Here is a 17,114-nt window from a genome sequence, read left to right as displayed (position 1 = left end):
GTGGGGAGTGAGCGGAATGCAATCCTAGCAGGACGGGCGAATCAGCGCTGCATACCCCAGCGCTTTACCGTCAGACGCTCGAAGGTGTCGAACACCAGGTTTTCCACGAGCAGGCCGATCAGGATCACCACCGCGAGCCCGGCAAACACCTTGTCGGTGTACAGCTCGTTGCGGTTCTGGAAGATGTACCAACCCAGGCCGCCCTTGCCGCTGGTAGCCCCGAACACCAACTCGGCGGCGATCAGCGTACGCCAGGCAAAGGCCCAGCCGATCTTGAGGCCAGCGAGGATCGACGGCAGCGCCGCCGGGATCAGGATGAACAGCACAAAACGCATGCCCTTGAGCCCATAGTTGCGGCCGGCCATGCGCAGGGTTTCGGAGACGCCGAGAAATCCCGAATAGGTGTTGAGCGCCAGCGCCCACAGCACCGAATGCACCAGCACGAAGATCAGGCTGTTCTGCCCCAGGCCAAACCACAGCAGCGCCAGCGGCAGCAAGGCGATGGCCGGCAACGGGTTGAACATCGAGGTCAGGGTGCTCAGCAGGTCGCGGCCCAGTTGCGTCGACACCGCCAGGGTGGTCAGCGCGAACGCCAGCACGATACCAATCAGGTAGCCCTTGATCAGCACCACCAGCGAAATGCTCACCTTGCTCAGCAATTCACCGCTGAGCAAGCCGTCGTACAGCGCGTGAGCGGTCTGCAGGAAACTGGGCAGTAACAGGTCGTTGTTCTGATAACGCGCGACCGCTTCCCAGAGGATCGCGAGCACGATCAGGATCAGGCCCTTGCGCAGCCAGCCTTGTTGCCACAGGCGTTGGCGCAGGGGCAGCTCGCGCTCCACGGGAACGCTGAGCAGCGGCTCGAGGGTAATTTCGTATTCCTGGCGCATGGGTTGTCCCTTCAGTAAGCGATGCGGATATCGGCGAAACCCAACTCACGTTCGGCCTCGGGCGCTTCATCGAACAACAGGCGATGAATGCGTCGCGCCGACGCCTGGAACTCCACGCCACCGAGGCTGTGCAGGTCGTATTGATGACTGTGGATTTCCGCACGCACCCGCCCCGGATGCGGCGACAGCAACAGGATGCGATTGCCCACCACCAGCGCTTCTTCGATGGAGTGAGTGACAAACAACAGGGTGAAGCGCACCTCCTCCCAGAGCAGCAGCAGCTCTTCCTGCATCTTGCGCCGGGTCAGGGCGTCGAGGGCGGCGAAGGGTTCGTCCATCAGCAGGATTTTCGGCTGCATCGCCAAGGCGCGGGCGATCGCCACGCGGGCTTTCATGCCGCCGGAAAGGGTGTGCGGGTAAGCGTCGGCAAAGGCGCTGAGGCCGACCTTGTCGAGGTAATGCAACGCGCGCTCTTCGGCCTCAGCACGCTTGAGGGTTTTCGACGCCAGCAACGGAAACATCACGTTCTGCTTGACGGTTTTCCAGGGTGGCAGTTGGTCGAATTCCTGGAACACCACGATGCGGTCCGGGCCCGGGTGTTCGACCTTTTGCCCCAGCAGGCGGATCTCGCCTTCGCAGGGTCTGATAAACCCGGCGATGGATTTGAGCAAGGTGGATTTGCCGCAGCCCGACGGGCCCAGCAACACGTAGCGATCGGCCGGATCGATTTCGAAACTGACCTGGTGCGTGGCCCGCACCACGCGCTCGGGGGTGCGGTATTCCAGGCTGACTTTATCCACCGCCAGCAGCGGGGCGGTGGTGTGCAGGTTGCTGGCCGTGTGGCCTTGCAAGGGCGCGTTCATCTCAACTTCCTTGCAGGGGCTTGGCGTCCTGGAAGAAGTAGTCCTTCCACGATTCCGGCTTGTTCTTGATGGCGCCGACGCGGTAGAGGAATTCCGCCAGCGGGTAGGTGTTTTTCGGCGTGACGCTGAACTCGAACTGCGGGTTCTCGATGATTTTCAGCAGCTCGGCGCGGTCGATCTTGGCCTTGGTCACGCGGATGTAAGTGTCGGCGGCGGCGCCTTTGTCGTTCTGGGCAAACTGCGCCGCTTCGGTCAACGCTTCCACGAATGCCTTGTAGGTCTTCGGGTTGTCGTTGCGGAATTTTTCGGTGGCGAACAGTACCGTCGGCGAGTTCGGGCCGAGCAAGTCGTAGGTGTTCAGCACCACATGCACGTTAGGGTTGGTGAGGGCCTGCTCCTGGAATGGCGGGTTGGAGAAGTGCCCGGTCAGTTCGGTACCGCCGGCGATCAGTGCCGCCGTGGCGTCCGGGTGCGGGACGGCAACGGTGTACTTGTCGAGGCGATTGAATTCCTTGTCGCCCCACTGCTTGGCGGCGGCATATTGCAGGAAGCGCGACTGCACCGAAACACCCACGGCCGGCACCGCGATGCGGTCCTTTTCAGTGAAATCGGCGATGGTCTTGACCTTCGGATTGTTGCTCACCAGGTAGTACGGGAAGTTACCCAGGGACGCCACGGCCTTGACGTTCTGCTTGCCGTGGGTGCGATCCCAGATGGTCAGCAGCGGGCCGACACCGGCCCCGGCAATGTCGATGGAACCGGAGAGCAATGCGTCGTTGACCGCCGCGCCACCGGACAGCTGGGTCCAGTCGACCTTGATGTCGATGCCTTCCTGCTTGCCGTATTTCTCGATCAGGTTCTGGTCGCGTACGACGTTGAGCAACAGGTAGACGATGCCGAACTGCTCGGCAATGCGGATCTCACCTTCGGCGTGCGCAGCCGCCGGAGCTACCAGGCTGCCGGCCAACAGGCTGACACCCAGGCCAACCGTCGCGGCCAATCGTGCAAATGGGATTTTCCTGGACATGGTCATGCTCCGAATCAGAAAGGCGCGTCGCCCTGGATGGTGGTGCGATAGAGCTTGCGGCGCAGATTGCTCGGGCAACCGGCGGCCAGGTGGATCAACGAACGGTTATCCCAGAACACCAGGTCATGGGGCTGCCATTGATGGCGGTAGATGTTGTGTGGCAACACGCTGTGGGCGTAGAGCTGGGCGAGCAGGTCACGACTTTCGTCTTCCGGCAGGCCAACAATGCGGGTGGTGAAGCCTTCACTGACGAACAGCGCCTTGCGCCCGTTTTCCGGGTGGGTGCGCACGATGGGGTGCACGACCTCGGCCACCTGGGCGAGCTGCTCGGGGGTCAGCGTCGGGCGCCAGTTACCTTCGAATTTGGTTTCGCTGTAGCGCGCGGTATAGGAGTGCGCGGCGCTGCGGCCTTCAACGGCTTTGCGCAGGTGCTCGGGCAATTGGTCCCAGGCCTTGTGCATGTCGGCGAACAACGTGTCGCCGCCCTCGGAGGGCAGCTCCTGGGCGTGGAGCATCGAGCCCAGGCTCGGCAGCTCTTTATAAGACAGGTCCGAATGCCAGAACTTGCCCGCATCCCCCAGGCCGATGGATTGGCCATTTTCGATGATGTTGGAAACGATGAGGATTTCCGGGTGATTGGCCAGCAGGAACTGCTTGAGCACGTGGATCTGCAGCACACCGAAGCGACGACTGAAGGCGATCTGCTGCTCGGGGGTGATGCGCTGGTCGCGGAAGACCACCACGTGATGGTCCAGGTGGGCGCGGTGAATGCGCGCGAAATCCTCGTCGCTGACCGGGCGGGACAAGTCCAGGCCGATGATCTCGGCGCCGACGCTGCCGGGCAGTGGACGAATCTCGAATGTTTGGGCGGTGGTCGCTGTTGGAACAGTAGAGGTGGCGGACATGAGGTCACTCCCGGTCAGACAGGAGAGTGACTTTATAGATATAAGAACAGCAGTTTAAATACCGTTAGTGAATATCGATATGCGGGAATGTAGCGGCGCAGTCCCGCCCGGCGCGTTATCGACGCAATAAACAGCGGGGTAATAGAACGTTGAGTCCAGGGCAACACCTGCGGCGATTGCCGACTCGGCAGGCGGCTCTTGAAACCGGGTCGCGTAAGACGCCATAAAGGCTGGATGTGGGCGCCGGGAGCGCTGTGTTGAACCGCTTACAAGCCGAAACCGTGCCCGTTTGACAAGCCTATAAGCAGTCTCTAGTGTGCATTGGATCCAATTAGCCACCCCTATTCTAAAAAGGAGGATAGCGTAACCGTGACGCAGAAGCCGAACCCATTGAACAGCATCAAGATCAGCGGTCCTATTCCCGCCCATCTCGCTCGCTCCGTGATTGAAGAAACCTTGCGCAATGCCATCCTGGATGGGCGATTGCCTTGCGGTACTGCCATGCGCCAACAGGAGCTGGCCAGCCTGTTCGGGGTCAGCCGCATGCCCGTGCGTGAAGCCCTGCGCCAGCTCGAAGCCCAGTCACTGCTGCATGTGGTGACACACAAGGGCGCCGTGGTCGCACCGTTGATCGAAGATAACTCGGCGGAAACCTATGCACTGCGAATGTTGCTGGAGTCTGAAGCCCTGCGCTTGTCGATCCCCTTGCTCACCGAGGCCGATATCGCCGAAGCCGACGCCTTGATCTGCGCGCTGGAGCAAGAAAAAGACTACGCCGAGATTGGCCGCCTCAACCGCCTGTTCCACATGGCACTTTACGGCAAGGCACCCAACCAGCGGTTGCTCAAGTTGGTGGAGCACGGTTTGAATGAGGAGGAGCGCTTCTTGCGTTTCAACCTGGAAGCGATGGGATTGGGCGAAACCTCCCAGGAAGACCACCGTGAACTGCTGCAACTGGTGGCCCAGAAGAAAATCGATGAAAGCATCCTGACCCTGCGCAATCACCTGATGCGTGGCATGGAAGTGATTACGACCTACCTCAATGGACTGGACAAAGGCGACAACTAAGCCGCGCACCTCTGTTTACCCCTATCGCCCCTCAAGCGCTACGCCCCACCGTCGGACAGGGACGTAGCACTGAAGATATCTCCTACTTGCAATAGAGTAACTTACTGACAGCACATATTATTTAGAAAAACTTCTAACACATTTGTATGCTCGCCAAACTGTTTAACCCGCTTATTATCTTTTATCACTAAACCAGCCGCCCTATTCAACAGCGCCACACCGCCTGTGGGCGGCCGTGCGCATCACGCCTGGTTTACATCCGCGTTTCTTTATTGCCGATCACAATAGCCCCTCGCTGTTCCTACAGCAGACGCAACAACTTATAGGCATCAACCATGTATCAACCGTTACTTGAACAGACCAAACTGCAGTTATGCAATCACCCGTTATTTGCAGAAATAACTTCGCGCCACAAGTTACAACTTTTTATGGAAAGTCATGTATTTGCGGTGTGGGATTTCATGACCCTCACCAAACGCCTGCAACAGGACCTGGCCGGTACTCGCCTGCCCTGGCTGCCACCTGCCGACCCGCACGCTGCGCGCCTGATCAATGAAATCGTACTGGGCGAAGAATCGGACCCGCATCCCCGCCAAGGCTATTGCAGCCACTTCGAACTGTACCTGGAGGCCATGGCCGAGGTCGGCGCCAGCACTTCGGCGATCGAGCATTTTATCGCGCTGCTGCGCCAGGGCCTGGAGGCCGACTCGGCGTTGCAGGCGGTCGATGTGCCTGCCGGTGTTGCCCGCTTTGTCAGTGCCACGCTGCACATTGCATTGAACGCGCCCACTCATTGTGTCGCGGCGGCGTTTCTTCACGGCCGTGAACGGGTCATCCCGACGATGTTCGAGCACCTCCTGCAAGCCGATGAACTCACTCATGACCCGGCGCCTACCTTGCAGGGCTATCTCAAGCGCCATATCGAAGTGGACTCCCAGGAGCACGGGCCGGCGGCCGAGCAGTTGCTGGAGCGCCTGGTCAGCGCGGATCCGGATTACCCGCGCCAAGCCTGCGACACAGCCCTTGCGGCGGTGCAGAGCCGCCTTGCCTTCTGGGATGAGGTGCGGGCCTCGCTGCACAGGGTGCGCCCATGAACAGCACCGACTACCCCTCCATTGCCGACGACTGGGAGCGCCGCGCAACCATTCGCACCCGCCCCCGTCGCTGGCTCGAAAACGATGACAAATTGATCTATCCCCTGAGCCGCCAACCCCTGGTACTCAGCGCGACCTTTCTCGAACACTGTGCGCATTGGCGCGACTTCGTGCTGGTGCAGAGCTTCTACAAATTCATCAACGACGTGGTGATTTTCGAAACCGAGATCGTCGACAAGACCGCACGCAGCATTGCCAAGAATCGCTTCTCGCTGCCCTTCCCGCTGGCCTGCCGCGTAGACGCGATGACGGTCGTGGTCGACGAGGATTATCACGCGCTGGTCGCGCTGGATTTCCTGCAACAAACCGTGGCCATGACCGGTATCCAACCGCTGGACCTGCCAGGCCAGATCGAATTGAGCCACGCCCTGCCGGCGGCACAAGCGCAGGTACCCGCTCACCTTCGTGATGCCGTGGAGCTGATCGGGGTGGCCATCGCCGAAAATACCGTCACCCAGGATGTGGCGGCGTTCTCCAAGGACGGCAGCGTCAAGGCCTCTGTTCGAGGATTGATGGCCGACCACCTGTTTGACGAAGGTCGTCATGCGCAATTCTGGACGCGGCTGGTGCGCCTGTATTGGCAATCCGCGAGTGCGGCCGACCGTGACAGCATCGCTCAGGTACTGCCGACGTTCCTCGCCCATTACCTGACCAATGACTTGCAGAAAAACTTCGACCTGCACCTGATTGACCACCTCGACATTAGCCACAGCTTGCGCAATGCATTGCGCGATGAAGTCGCCGCACTGGCGTTCCCCATCCACCGCCAGCATCCCTTGCTGGGAAATATCATGGGCTTCCTGCAGCACAGCGGCTTGCTGCAGACACCCAGTGTGGCGCTGGCGTTGAAGGACTATCTGCCGGTGCCCGGGAGGCCGATATGAGGCGCCTGGAGATCGGCTGGAGCGGCACCAGCAGCGCCCTTGGTGCTATCCGGCAAGAGCTGGAACGGTATGGGCATATCGCGGGCGACGAGGCCATCGATCTGTTGATTGAAGACGGTAGCCAGGCATTGCCGACACACGCGGACCACCACCCGATGCTAAGCCTGCGCGCCGGCATGGGGCCGTTGAACGAGCACGGCCTGCCCGCCCTGCAACTGCGGGCCTACGGGCATGAACGGCGACTGCTGGCAGTGCTGGACATCGCCGATGAGCCCAGTGGCAACGGCCAGCGCCTGCGTCAACAAGTGACCGGTGCGCTGGTTGAATGGATCGCGCTGCACGTCAGCGGTTTCTCGCGGGACCCTGGGTACTTCTGTTCGAGTGCGGTAGCCAATGACTGGCCGGAGCACGACTTGCGAGCGCTTGAGGCGCTGGCGTTCATACACCGATTCAATCAAACCGCAGACCCTGCATTGCTGCAGGAGGCCCGGGTTCCCGTGATCGAACGGGTGCAGGCCAGCCTTCATACGTTCGCCGACAGGCCTGCGCTGAATATCGCCGGACGCCAGGTGACCTACCGCCAGTTGCAGGTCCTGACACTAGCGATCCAGCGCCGGTTGCGCCCTCTGCTGGAAGCAGTCGAGACGCCGGCGGTGGTCGGTGTATACCTGGAAAAATCCATCGAGCTGTACGCCAGCATTCTTGCAGTGTTGGGCTGTGGGGCGGTGTACCTGCCACTCGGACTGGAGCAGCCTCCCCACCGCCATCAGGGCATGCTCGACAGCGCGGGAGCACGGGTGTTGCTGGACGCCGGCCAACACCCCTTGCGGGGGCACTTCAGTGCTTTGGATGTGAGCAGGGTGAGCCCGCACGATGCCGACACCAACGCGGCACTGATGCACCCTCGTCCCTGCCCCGATGCGCCTTGCATGGCGCTCTTCACCTCGGGCACCACCGGCCAGCCCAAGGGCGTTCTGCTCAGCCAGGGCAACCTGGCGCATTTCACGGCCTGGTTCAGGTCCTGCATGGACGTGGGAGAACACAGCCGTGTGCTGCAGTTTTCGCCGTTGAGCTTCGATTCGTCGCTGATCGATATCTTTCCTGCGCTGATAGCAGGCGCCGAGCTGATCGTCCCCAGCGAAGCGCAACGACGCGATCCCGAGCAACTGCTCGAACTGCTGCGCCGGCAACACGTCACTCACGCCTTTCTACCACCGGCCCTTCTCAACATTCTGCCGCTTGATCAACCGCTGGGCCTGACGCACCTGCTGACCGGAGGCGATGTCTGCGAGCCCCATGTGATCGAGCAGTTGGCGGGACAATGCCAGTTTCACAACCTCTATGGCCCCACCGAGGCCACGGTGCTGGTCTGCCATCGCACCTTGCGCCCCGGCGACAGCAATCGCAGCCTTGGCCAGCCTATCGCCAACAGCCAGGTGCTGATCCTCGACGACCAGCTGCAACCGGTGGATGAACAGGTGATGGGCGAGGTGTATATCGTCGGCCCCGGTGTGAGCCTGGGGTATGTGAACGTGCCCCAAGGGGCCGCCAACCCTTTTGTGGCGCTGGCAGTGCCTGGCGGCCAGATCCTGCCGGCCTACCGCAGCGGTGACCTGGCCAAGTGGACTGCCGACGGCATTGTGTTTGGAGGACGGCGCGATGATCAGGTGAAGATCCGTGGCTTTCGGGTCGAGCCCCAGGACATTGAACATTGCCTGCGCAACAGCCAGCTGTATCGCCAGGTGGCGGTGGTGATCGACCGAGACGGCAGCATCCGGGCGTTCGTCGCCCAACCCCGACCGGGCGCCACAATCGCGGCCCTGCAACAGCATGCGCGGCAACAGCTACCGGATTACATGCAGCCCGGTTGCTGGAGCGAGTTGCCCTGTATGCCGCCCACCAGCAACGGCAAGGTCGACCGCCAGGCTCTGCGGGCACTGCCGATGCCAGCGCCGACGCAGCCCAGCCACAGTACTGCACGCACCCCGCTGCAGGTGCGATTGACCCACTTGTGGAGCGAACTGTTGGCAGTGCCCGCTGGCGGGTTGTCTATCGATGAGGGTTTCTTCGACCTCGGCGGCCACTCCATTTTGCTGTCGACCCTGTTGCTGCGCACTCGCGAGCTATTCGGACGCAGTTTCGCCTTGAGCCATTTCATTGAAGTCCCGACGATTCGTACGCTCGCGACCTTGCTGGAAGATGGTCAACGACCCGACTCTCCGTCTGGCCAGGCGGTGAAGGATGCTCAACGGCAGCGGGTGATCCACACACTGCCCGAGGACCGCGCAGGCGACGCGCACAAAGTGATCGTGACAGGCGCCAACAGCTTCGTCGGCGTGCATATCGTCGAAGCGCTGTTGGCCGGTGGCGCGACCGAGGTGGCGTGCCTGGTAAGAGAGGAACCGGGGCACACGGCGATGGCGCGTTTCCAGCATGCGTTGCGCGAATACCACCTCGAAGATCTCGACCTGAGCCGAGTACGGGTGTTCGCGGCCGACATCAGCCTGCCGCTGCTGGGCCTGGCCAATGAGGTGTATGACGCGCTTGCCGAAGACTACGGCGTGCTGGTGCACAACGCCGCACGCGTCAACCACGTGATGGAATACGCCACGCTGGCCAGGGACAACGTCGAGCCCATCTTCGAGTGCGTGCGCCTGTGCGAGACCCGCCGCAAGAAAGTCTTCAATTTTATCTCGACGCTGTCGGCCTGCAGCAGCATCGACGCCTCGGGGCACGTGCTCGAAGCGCCGGCATCAGACACGTTGCCGCTGTATCTCAAGAACGGCTACAACCTCTCCAAATGGGTTGCCGAACGGCAGTTGGGGCACGCGGTAAGCCAAGGTGCGTGGGTGAATATCCATCGCCCCGGAAACATCAGTTTCAACAGCCGCAACGGTGCCTGCCAGCCGCAGAAAAATCGCCTGATGCTGATGCTCAAAGGCTCGCTCCAATTGGGCCTGCTACCGCGTCTGGAACTCAATTTCGACCTGATGCCCGTGGACTTCCTGGCCCGGTTCATTGCGTTCCACTGCGCCAGCTTTCAAGCAGGCGCAAGCGTATTCAACCTGCACAACCCACAGCCTTTGAGTTGGGCGCACTACCTGGATGCCTTCAGCCAGGCGGGCCACAGGTTCGAACGGGTGAGCGTCGCGCACTGGCAGCAGGCGCTGCGTACGGTCAACCAGGACAACGCATTGTTTGGCGTGCTCGGCTTTTACCTCGACCGCCTGGACGAAGACATCGGCGACACCTCAATGATTCGCCATGACAACGCGCGGCAAGGCGTCCGGCAGATGGGGGAGCAGTACCCGGAAAAAGACGCGGCACTGCTGAGCAAAGGCTGCAACTACCTCAAGGCCATCGGCTTTCTTTGAAACGCCTCAGGACACCCTCATGAAACCACTGCAACCCGATACATTAATCCGCAACCCGAGCGCCCCGCCGATCGTGGCCTCTGTCGTGGTCGACTGCCCTGCCACCCGCCTGTGGAGCATGGTGGGGCAGTTTGCCGGCTTCAACGTGTTCATCCCCGCGCTCACGCATATCGAAATGATCGGCACCGGCGTGGGCGCTTTACGCCGCAAGTTTTTCCGCGACGGCCACTGTGTCGTGGAGCAACTCAACAGCCGCGACGAGCACGCCATGCACATGACCTGGACCACCCTCTACAACACGCTGGGCGTGGCCAGGTTGTGGGCGGCCATCCAGGTGGAGGCCATGGGTACGGAGTGTTCCAGGGTGACCTGGACCCTCGTTGCCGAGCCCATGGATGCAGCACAGGCTGGATTCGAGCAGTTCTTGCAGGGGTTCGCCGACAGTGCGCTGGAGAATGTGCGGCGGTTGCTGGGTTGAGCGGCAGGAGCAGAGTGATCCGCGCCTGCCAGGTTGATCAGCGGTTCAAATCTTGAAGCTGTCGACCAGTTGCTTCAACCGATTGGCCTGCTGCGACAGCGCATCGCAGTCCTTCAAGGTTTCATTCAGGTTGGCCACACCCTGCTGGTTGAGCAGGTTGATCTGGTTGATGTCGACGTTGAGCGTTTCCACTACCGCGGTCTGCTCCTCGGTGGCCGCGGCGACGGATTGGTTCATGCCATCGATCTCGACGATCCGCTGCGTCACGCTGACCAGGCGCTCACCGGCCTGGTTGGCGACTTCTACGCTCTCTTCGCTGGATGCCTGGCTGGCATTCATGGTGGTTACCGCTTCACGCGAGCCCACTTGCAGCGAGGTGATCATCTTGTGGATCTCTTCGGCCGACTCCTGGGTACGGTGAGCCAGGTTGCGGACCTCATCGGCGACCACTGCAAAACCACGCCCGGCCTCGCCAGCACGTGCCGCTTCGATGGCGGCGTTGAGCGCGAGCAAGTTGGTTTGCTGGGAGATGCCTTTGATCACATCAAGGATGTGGCCAATATTGTCGGTGCTGGCATTCAGGGTTTCGATCTGCGTGCAGGACAGGCTGATCTTCTGCGACAGCGCAGACATCGCCAGGATGGTCTGCTCCACCACTTTGCGGCCATCGTCGGCCTGCTCACTGGCACCACTGGCATGCTGGGAAGCGTCGGCGGCGTTACGTGCAATTTCCTGGGTGGCCGCCCCCAGCTCATTGATTGCGGCGGCCACGCTATTGGTGCGGGCGCTTTGTTCGTCGGAGCCGACGATCGAGGCGTTCGAAGACGCCATCACGCGCTGCGACAAGTCATGCACCTGGCGAGTGGCCGAAGACACTTCGGAAATCGAGGCGTGAATGCGCTCCACGAACTGATTGAACGCACTGCCGACTTCGCCGAACTCATCCTTGCTGGTGACCGCCAGGCGGCGGGTCAAATCGCCCTCGCCCTGGGCAATGTCCTGCATGGCCACACCCATGGTGGTCAGAGGGCGCAGCAGTACCTGGATCAGCAAGCTCAGCAGCACAGCAATCACGACCACGGCGATCAGCATGGCGATCAGTGCGGAAGTACGGAATTTCCCCAGCGGTGCGTAGGCTTTTTCTTTATCGATCGACAGGCCGATGTACCAATCTGCACCCGGCAACCCACTGATAGGGGTGAATGACAAAATCCGGTCCTGACCATTGAGGACCACATCCTGGCTGACTTTCTCGATACGGACGTGGGTGCCTGGGTAGATGTCCTTGAGGTTTTTCATCACCTGGTCCTGATCCGGACTGACGATGACCTGGCCGTCACCACTGACCAGAAACGCGTGGCCAATACCGCCGAAATCCACCGAGTTGATGATCTTCACCAAGGTCTGCAGGCTCAGGTCGCCACCGACCACACCGAGCAATTCGCCGTTCTTTTTCACCGGCATGGCGATAGTTACGATCTGCCCACCCACTGCGGCCATGTACGGCGGCGTAAGCATGGGCTTATCGGCGGCCACAGCTTGCTTGTACCAGGGGCGCTGGCGAGGGTCATAGCCGTCGGGCATCTTCGCGTCCGGGCGTTGGGTAAACACACCGTTGGTTTGCCCGACATAGGTGAACTGGAAGTTGGAGGTGAAGGCCGCCTGATCGACCAATCCTGGGAGGTCGGCACCACTGCCCTGATGGGCAATGTTTTGCGTCAGGCTTTCGAGCACCAGTATTCGACCACTGAGCCAGTTCTGCACACTGCTGGCAGTGAGTTCACCGGATTGCTGGATAGACGATTCCAGGTTCTGCTTGATGGTGCTGCGTTGCAGGTAGTCGTTGTAGAGGGTGAATAACGCGAAGGCCAGAACCACGACGCCTGACGCGGCCAACAGAATTTTATGACTGAATTTGAGATTCATTTCATCGACTTCTTTTGCCAAAGGGGGGTGAGCGTGCCGAGTGGAACATTCCATGTACGGTATAGGCAGCTTCTGGGGCTGCTCTATTTCGGTGCACGCATGGCTCGTCAGGCTTTCGGCCAGGCCCCGGCAAAACTTAGGAAATTGTGAGAAGGATCCTTATTTTGCGTAGGAAACCGACAAGTGGTTGTCGTACAAGGATCAGAGTTGCAAAATTTTTCAGCCTCCCAAACAATGCGACTAATTATCATTTGTAACGTTTGGCCAGGTCAGTTTGAATGCCGTCTTCTGAGTACCTCGCGTGTGAAAATGTCGTGCACACGCTTTACAGCACCCATCACCACTGGCTGAAGACCTGGCTGCGCGGGCGCCTGGGGAATGCTGCGGATGCTGCCGACCTGGCTCAAGACACCTTTGTGCGGCTGCTGCAGAAAACCGAACGGTTTGAACTGAGGGCACCTCGGGCTTTCCTGCGCACCATCGCACGCGGCTTGGTGATTGATCACTGGCGTCGCGAGGAGATCGAACGGGCCTACCTTGAATCCATCGCCCATTTGCCGGAAGCATTGGCCCCGAGTGCCGAAGCGCGGGCATTGGTGCTGGAGTTGTTGGAAGAGGTCGCCCGACTTCTTGAAGGACTGAAGCCAAAGGTGCGTAAGGCTTTTCTATTGGCTCAGTGCGATGGATTGACGTACAAGCAAATCGCGCAACAGATGGACGTGTCGCTGCGCTCGGTCGAGCGATACGTCGCCGAAGCGCTCTACCACTGTTACGTGCTGCGGTATGAATCATGACGCCGATGGATAACGTCGCGCGTTCCGGGCCGGATCCCCAGGTGGTCAAACAAGCTATCAGCTGGGCACTGCGCCTGCGTAACAACCGCGCCAATGTGCGCCTGCGCGCGCAATGTGAGCATTGGCGCGCCGCTCACCACGACCACGAACTGGCCTGGCAACGGGTGCAGGCGCTGCAACAGGAATTGAGCAGCCAACTCACGGCGATTCCCGGGGCGCATAGGGCGCTTGAGAACAGTGCGCAGGGGCTGGGACGACGGCAGGCGCTGAAGCTGTTGTCGGGTGTTGTGCTACTCGGATCCGCGGCCTGGATCAGTCGCGACCTCACCGGCTGGCAGCGCTGGACCTCCGACCTCGCTACGGCCACCGGCGAACGGCGCAGCATCCAGTTGCCGGATGGCACCCGCCTGCAACTCAATACTGACAGTGCAGTGGACCTGGACTTCAACCCGCAGCAGCGCCTGATCACCCTGCTGCGCGGGGAAATCCTGGTGACCTGCGGCGCGGCCGCATCCACGCCGTTGCTGGTGAAAACACGCCACGGCTTGCTCGAAGGCATCGATGGCCGGTTCGCCGTACGCCAAGACAGCGAATGCACGCGGTTGAGTGTGGTCAGCGGCAATGTCGCCATTCATTCTCCGCACCAGGCAGATGGCCTGTCAACGCAGGTTCACGCGGGCGAAAACTACCTCGTGAGCCAGACCCAGGCCACCCTTGTCCCACCCCTGGATATGGACATCAGCGCCTGGGCCGATGGGCTGATCGTGACGCGTGCCATGCGCCTGGCTGATTTCCTAGCGGAAGTAGGACGTTATCGTCATGGCTATCTGGGTTGCTCGGCAGATGTCGCCGACCTGCGGCTATCGGGGGTTTTCCGCCTGGAAGACACCGACAAGTTGCTGGCGATCTTGCCGCAGACTCTGCCCGTCCAGGTGCGCTATCGCACGCGTTGGTGGGTGAGCCTTGAGCGGTCTGTCTGATCCCCTGACTTTTTTTGGCGGCTTTTTCCCGTGAGACCGGCTTAGACAGTAAGCCTTTCAATCTGCCCTCACCGGCCTCTACGGACCTTGATCATGACTGTGCGTTTTCCCCGCAACTCTTCCAACTCTTCCTACCCGTTATTGAGGAAAGCCGTACGCGCGGCAATGCTGTCGACAGCGATGGGCATCAGCGTGGTATCGACCAGCAGCATGGCCGCAGAGGCAGGTGCCGTACAGGTCAGTCAACACTATGAGATTCCCGCAGGGCCGCTGAGCGACGCGCTCAATCAGTTCGCCCGACAGGCAGGCATCACTCTTTCCGCCACGCCTGCGCAAACTCAGGGCCGACAATCGACCGGACTGCAGGGCGAGTACTCCGCCGAGCAAGGCCTGAATCATTTGCTCAACGGCTCCGGCTTGCAGGCTATTTCCGAAGACGGTGTCAGTTTCGTGCTGCAGGCGCCGCCACAAAGTACTGCGCTCACGTTACCGACCACTGATATCAAGGGTTTTGCCTTGGGTAACGCTCTGGGAAGCATGGAAGGCTACAACGCGACTCACAGCCAGATCGCGACCAAGACCAGCACCGCGTTGCTGGAAACCTCGCAAACGGTTTCGGTCGTCACGCGCGAGCAGATGGACGACCAGGGCTCACAGACGGTTGCTCAAGCCATGCGTTACACCCCTGGCGTGTTGACCAACCCATACGGCGCCACTCATCGATATGACTATGTGGCAATGCGCGGTTTCAACGATGGTTCTGTGGATAACATTTACCTCGATGGGCTGAAGTCCATGGGGGACAGCGGTACGTACAGCACGATGCAGGTGGATCCGTACTTTCTGGAACGCGTGGACATTCTCAAGGGCCCCTCTTCAGTGCTGTATGGACGCAGTTCGCCCGGCGGCCTGGTGGCGCTGACCAGCAAGAAGCCATTGTTCGAGCCTTATCACCAGGTGCAGGCAACCGTGGGCAGCAACGGACAGCGCGGCATGGGCTTTGACTTCAGTGGGCCTGTGGATGATGACAAGCGCATTGCCTATCGACTCACGGGGCTAACGGATAAGTCCGACACACAGTTTGATCACGCCAAGGAAAAGCGCTTCGCTTTGGCGCCGACACTGAGCATCGATTTTACCGATGACACTTCGCTGACGCTGCAAGCGTATCTGCAGCACGATCCCGACGGCGGCTACCACGGCGGGATGCCGGCAGATGGGGCATTGCATCAGCGCAATGGTCAGCGGATCTCCAGCCACTTCTTTGAGGGTGAGCCGGGGGTTGATGGTTATAAGCGCGATCAGCAGTCGTTTGGCTATCAGTTTGAGCATCGCTTCAATGATGTTTTCACCGCGCGCCAGAACTTTCGTTACCTGGACTCCAAGGTGAAGTTGGATCAGGTATACGCCTACGGCTGGACCACACCGACCAGCAATGAACTGAATCGCTACTACTCGGGCGGTGATGAGAAGCTGCATGCGTTCATCATCGATAACATGCTGCAAGCCGAATTCTTTACGGGGGCCACCAAGCACACCGTGCTGATGGGCGCAGATTATCAACGACGTAAAACGGTGGTGGACTGGACGAGCGGGTCACTGCAACCGATCAATGCGTTCAACCCGGTCTATGGCAACTCGGCTATCAGCTACTACAGCCCGACCAGTTATCTGCGACGCCTGGAACAGACCGGCGTTTATTTGCAGGACATGATCGAAATGGATAAGTGGCGTTTTTCCCTGGGAATGCGCCAGGACTGGGTAGAAACGTCCGATGAAAATCGTATCGCTGAGGCGGCGCGACCACTCGGCACTGAGATCAGTGACGAGCGAACCAAGCTCACCGGCCGCGCGGGCGCGTTGTACTTGTTTGATAGCGGCCTGGCGCCCTATGTCAGCTACTCAGAATCCTTCAATCCGAACTCTTATTCAGACAGCTCGGGCAACCCTCTCGCGCCTACGGACGGGACGCAGTGGGAGGTGGGGCTGAAGTATCAACCGCCGGGCACTGACAACCTGTTTACGGCCTCATGGTTTCGCATCGACCAGGAGAACCTCGCGACCAAGCTGCCACAGGAGAACTTCTATCGTGCCGTAGGCGCTGTGCGCTCTCAGGGGTTGGAGTTGGAGGCTCATATGCAGCTAACCGATAACCTGAAGGTCTTGGGTAGCTACACCTTCACCGACATCGAGTATTCCAAGTCGATGGTGAGTACCTTGAGTACCGCGGACAACGTGATTGAGAACAAGGGCAACTCGCCGACACAGGCACCACGTCATATGGCCTCGGTGTGGGCGGACTACAAATTCGATAGTGGCGCCTTGGACGGATTGCGGCTTGGAGCCGGTGTGCGCTATGTCGGGTACAGTTGGGCAGATGCGGAGAACACCATGAAGGTACCGTCCTACACCTTGTTTGATGCTTCGCTGGGTTACGACTTAGGCAAGGTCGGCTTGAAGGGTGTAGATGTGCGGCTGAATGCCAATAACCTGACCAACGAGACGTATGTAGCCTCCTGTGCCAGCCTGAACTTCTGCTATCTGGGGGAAGAACGCAACGTCAGCGCAACACTGAGTTACCAGTTCTAATCCGATAGCGTTCAAACCCAGCCAGTGCCTGATAGCAGGCACTGGCTTTTTTGTGTCTGCAATATGGGTTGCCCTTTGGATTGCCTCTCTCGAATGCCCAGGGGTTCGAACCACAGAGATTTCCATCTTCCCATAAACGACAAAACCCCTGTCTGCGCTAGCAGACAGGGGTTTCGGAATTC

13 protein-coding genes are annotated in these 17,114 nt (G+C 60.0%); 8 read left to right on the top strand and 5 right to left on the bottom strand.

The window, feature by feature from the left end:
• Nucleotides 1-41: 41 nt before the first annotated feature.
• From NTD80_RS27620 to NTD80_RS27605, 4 genes are read right to left on the bottom strand one after another with little or no spacing between them, the layout of a single operon-like run.
• A complete protein-coding gene (locus tag NTD80_RS27620; RefSeq protein WP_106805510.1) occupies nucleotides 42-890 on the bottom strand; it encodes an ABC transporter permease in 849 nt (282 codons plus the stop codon).
• 11 nt (nucleotides 891-901) lie between these two features.
• On the bottom strand, nucleotides 902-1,753 hold the full coding sequence (locus NTD80_RS27615; RefSeq protein ID WP_065899501.1) for an ABC transporter ATP-binding protein: 852 nt from the start codon (nucleotides 1,751-1,753) through the stop codon (nucleotides 902-904).
• Between the two features lies 1 nt (nucleotide 1,754).
• Nucleotides 1,755-2,780 carry an ABC transporter substrate-binding protein gene (locus NTD80_RS27610; protein ID WP_065899500.1) on the bottom strand — a complete coding sequence of 342 codons (1,026 nt, stop codon included), beginning with the start codon at nucleotides 2,778-2,780 and terminating at the stop codon, nucleotides 1,755-1,757.
• 14 nt (nucleotides 2,781-2,794) lie between these two features.
• A complete protein-coding gene (locus tag NTD80_RS27605; protein WP_106805511.1) occupies nucleotides 2,795-3,685 on the bottom strand; it encodes a TauD/TfdA dioxygenase family protein in 891 nt (296 codons plus the stop codon).
• 369 nt (nucleotides 3,686-4,054) lie between these two features.
• Between NTD80_RS27605 and NTD80_RS27600 the strand changes: the two genes are divergently transcribed.
• From NTD80_RS27600 to NTD80_RS27580, 5 genes are all read left to right on the top strand, one after another.
• Complete coding sequence (locus NTD80_RS27600) at nucleotides 4,055-4,753, top strand: GntR family transcriptional regulator (RefSeq protein WP_065899498.1); 699 nt, start codon at nucleotides 4,055-4,057, stop codon at nucleotides 4,751-4,753.
• Between the two features lie 335 nt (nucleotides 4,754-5,088).
• The gene (locus NTD80_RS27595) at nucleotides 5,089-5,847 is read left to right on the top strand and encodes a DUF3050 domain-containing protein (protein WP_262135587.1); all 759 of its coding nucleotides are present in this window, start codon (nucleotides 5,089-5,091) and stop codon (nucleotides 5,845-5,847) included.
• On the top strand, nucleotides 5,844-6,791 hold the full coding sequence (locus tag NTD80_RS27590) for a diiron oxygenase (protein WP_262135586.1): 948 nt from the start codon (nucleotides 5,844-5,846) through the stop codon (nucleotides 6,789-6,791). Before NTD80_RS27595 ends, NTD80_RS27590 begins: the two co-directional genes overlap by 4 nt.
• Entirely contained in the window at nucleotides 6,788-10,165 is a 3,378-nt protein-coding gene (locus NTD80_RS27585) for an amino acid adenylation domain-containing protein (RefSeq protein ID WP_262135585.1), read from the top strand. Before NTD80_RS27590 ends, NTD80_RS27585 begins: the two co-directional genes overlap by 4 nt.
• 19 nt (nucleotides 10,166-10,184) lie before the next feature.
• Nucleotides 10,185-10,643 carry an SRPBCC family protein gene (locus NTD80_RS27580; RefSeq protein ID WP_065899494.1) on the top strand — a complete coding sequence of 153 codons (459 nt, stop codon included), beginning with the start codon at nucleotides 10,185-10,187 and terminating at the stop codon, nucleotides 10,641-10,643.
• Nucleotides 10,644-10,688: 45 nt separating this feature from the next.
• Here the strand turns inward: NTD80_RS27580 and NTD80_RS27575 are convergent, their stop codons facing one another.
• The gene (locus NTD80_RS27575) at nucleotides 10,689-12,569 is read right to left on the bottom strand and encodes a methyl-accepting chemotaxis protein (protein WP_262135584.1); all 1,881 of its coding nucleotides are present in this window, start codon (nucleotides 12,567-12,569) and stop codon (nucleotides 10,689-10,691) included.
• Between the two features lie 278 nt (nucleotides 12,570-12,847).
• Between NTD80_RS27575 and NTD80_RS27570 the strand changes: the two genes are divergently transcribed.
• From NTD80_RS27570 to NTD80_RS27560, 3 genes are all read left to right on the top strand, one after another.
• Complete coding sequence (locus NTD80_RS27570) at nucleotides 12,848-13,363, top strand: sigma-70 family RNA polymerase sigma factor (protein ID WP_065899492.1); 516 nt, start codon at nucleotides 12,848-12,850, stop codon at nucleotides 13,361-13,363.
• Nucleotides 13,360-14,343, top strand: coding sequence for a FecR domain-containing protein (locus NTD80_RS27565; RefSeq protein ID WP_262135583.1), 984 nt, complete (start codon nucleotides 13,360-13,362; stop codon nucleotides 14,341-14,343). Before NTD80_RS27570 ends, NTD80_RS27565 begins: the two co-directional genes overlap by 4 nt.
• A gap of 93 nt (nucleotides 14,344-14,436) precedes the next feature.
• Nucleotides 14,437-16,932 (top strand): TonB-dependent siderophore receptor, encoded by a 2,496-nt coding sequence (locus NTD80_RS27560; protein ID WP_262135582.1) that lies wholly within the window; start codon nucleotides 14,437-14,439, stop codon nucleotides 16,930-16,932.
• Nucleotides 16,933-17,114: the final 182 nt, after the last annotated feature.

This window comes from Pseudomonas sp. 13B_2.1_Bac1 (assembly GCF_025466155.1).
Classification (GTDB): domain Bacteria; phylum Pseudomonadota; class Gammaproteobacteria; order Pseudomonadales; family Pseudomonadaceae; genus Aquipseudomonas; species Aquipseudomonas aylmerensis.
The sequence above is the reverse complement of the archived record's forward strand: the minus strand, read 5'-3'. Positions and strand labels throughout refer to the sequence as shown.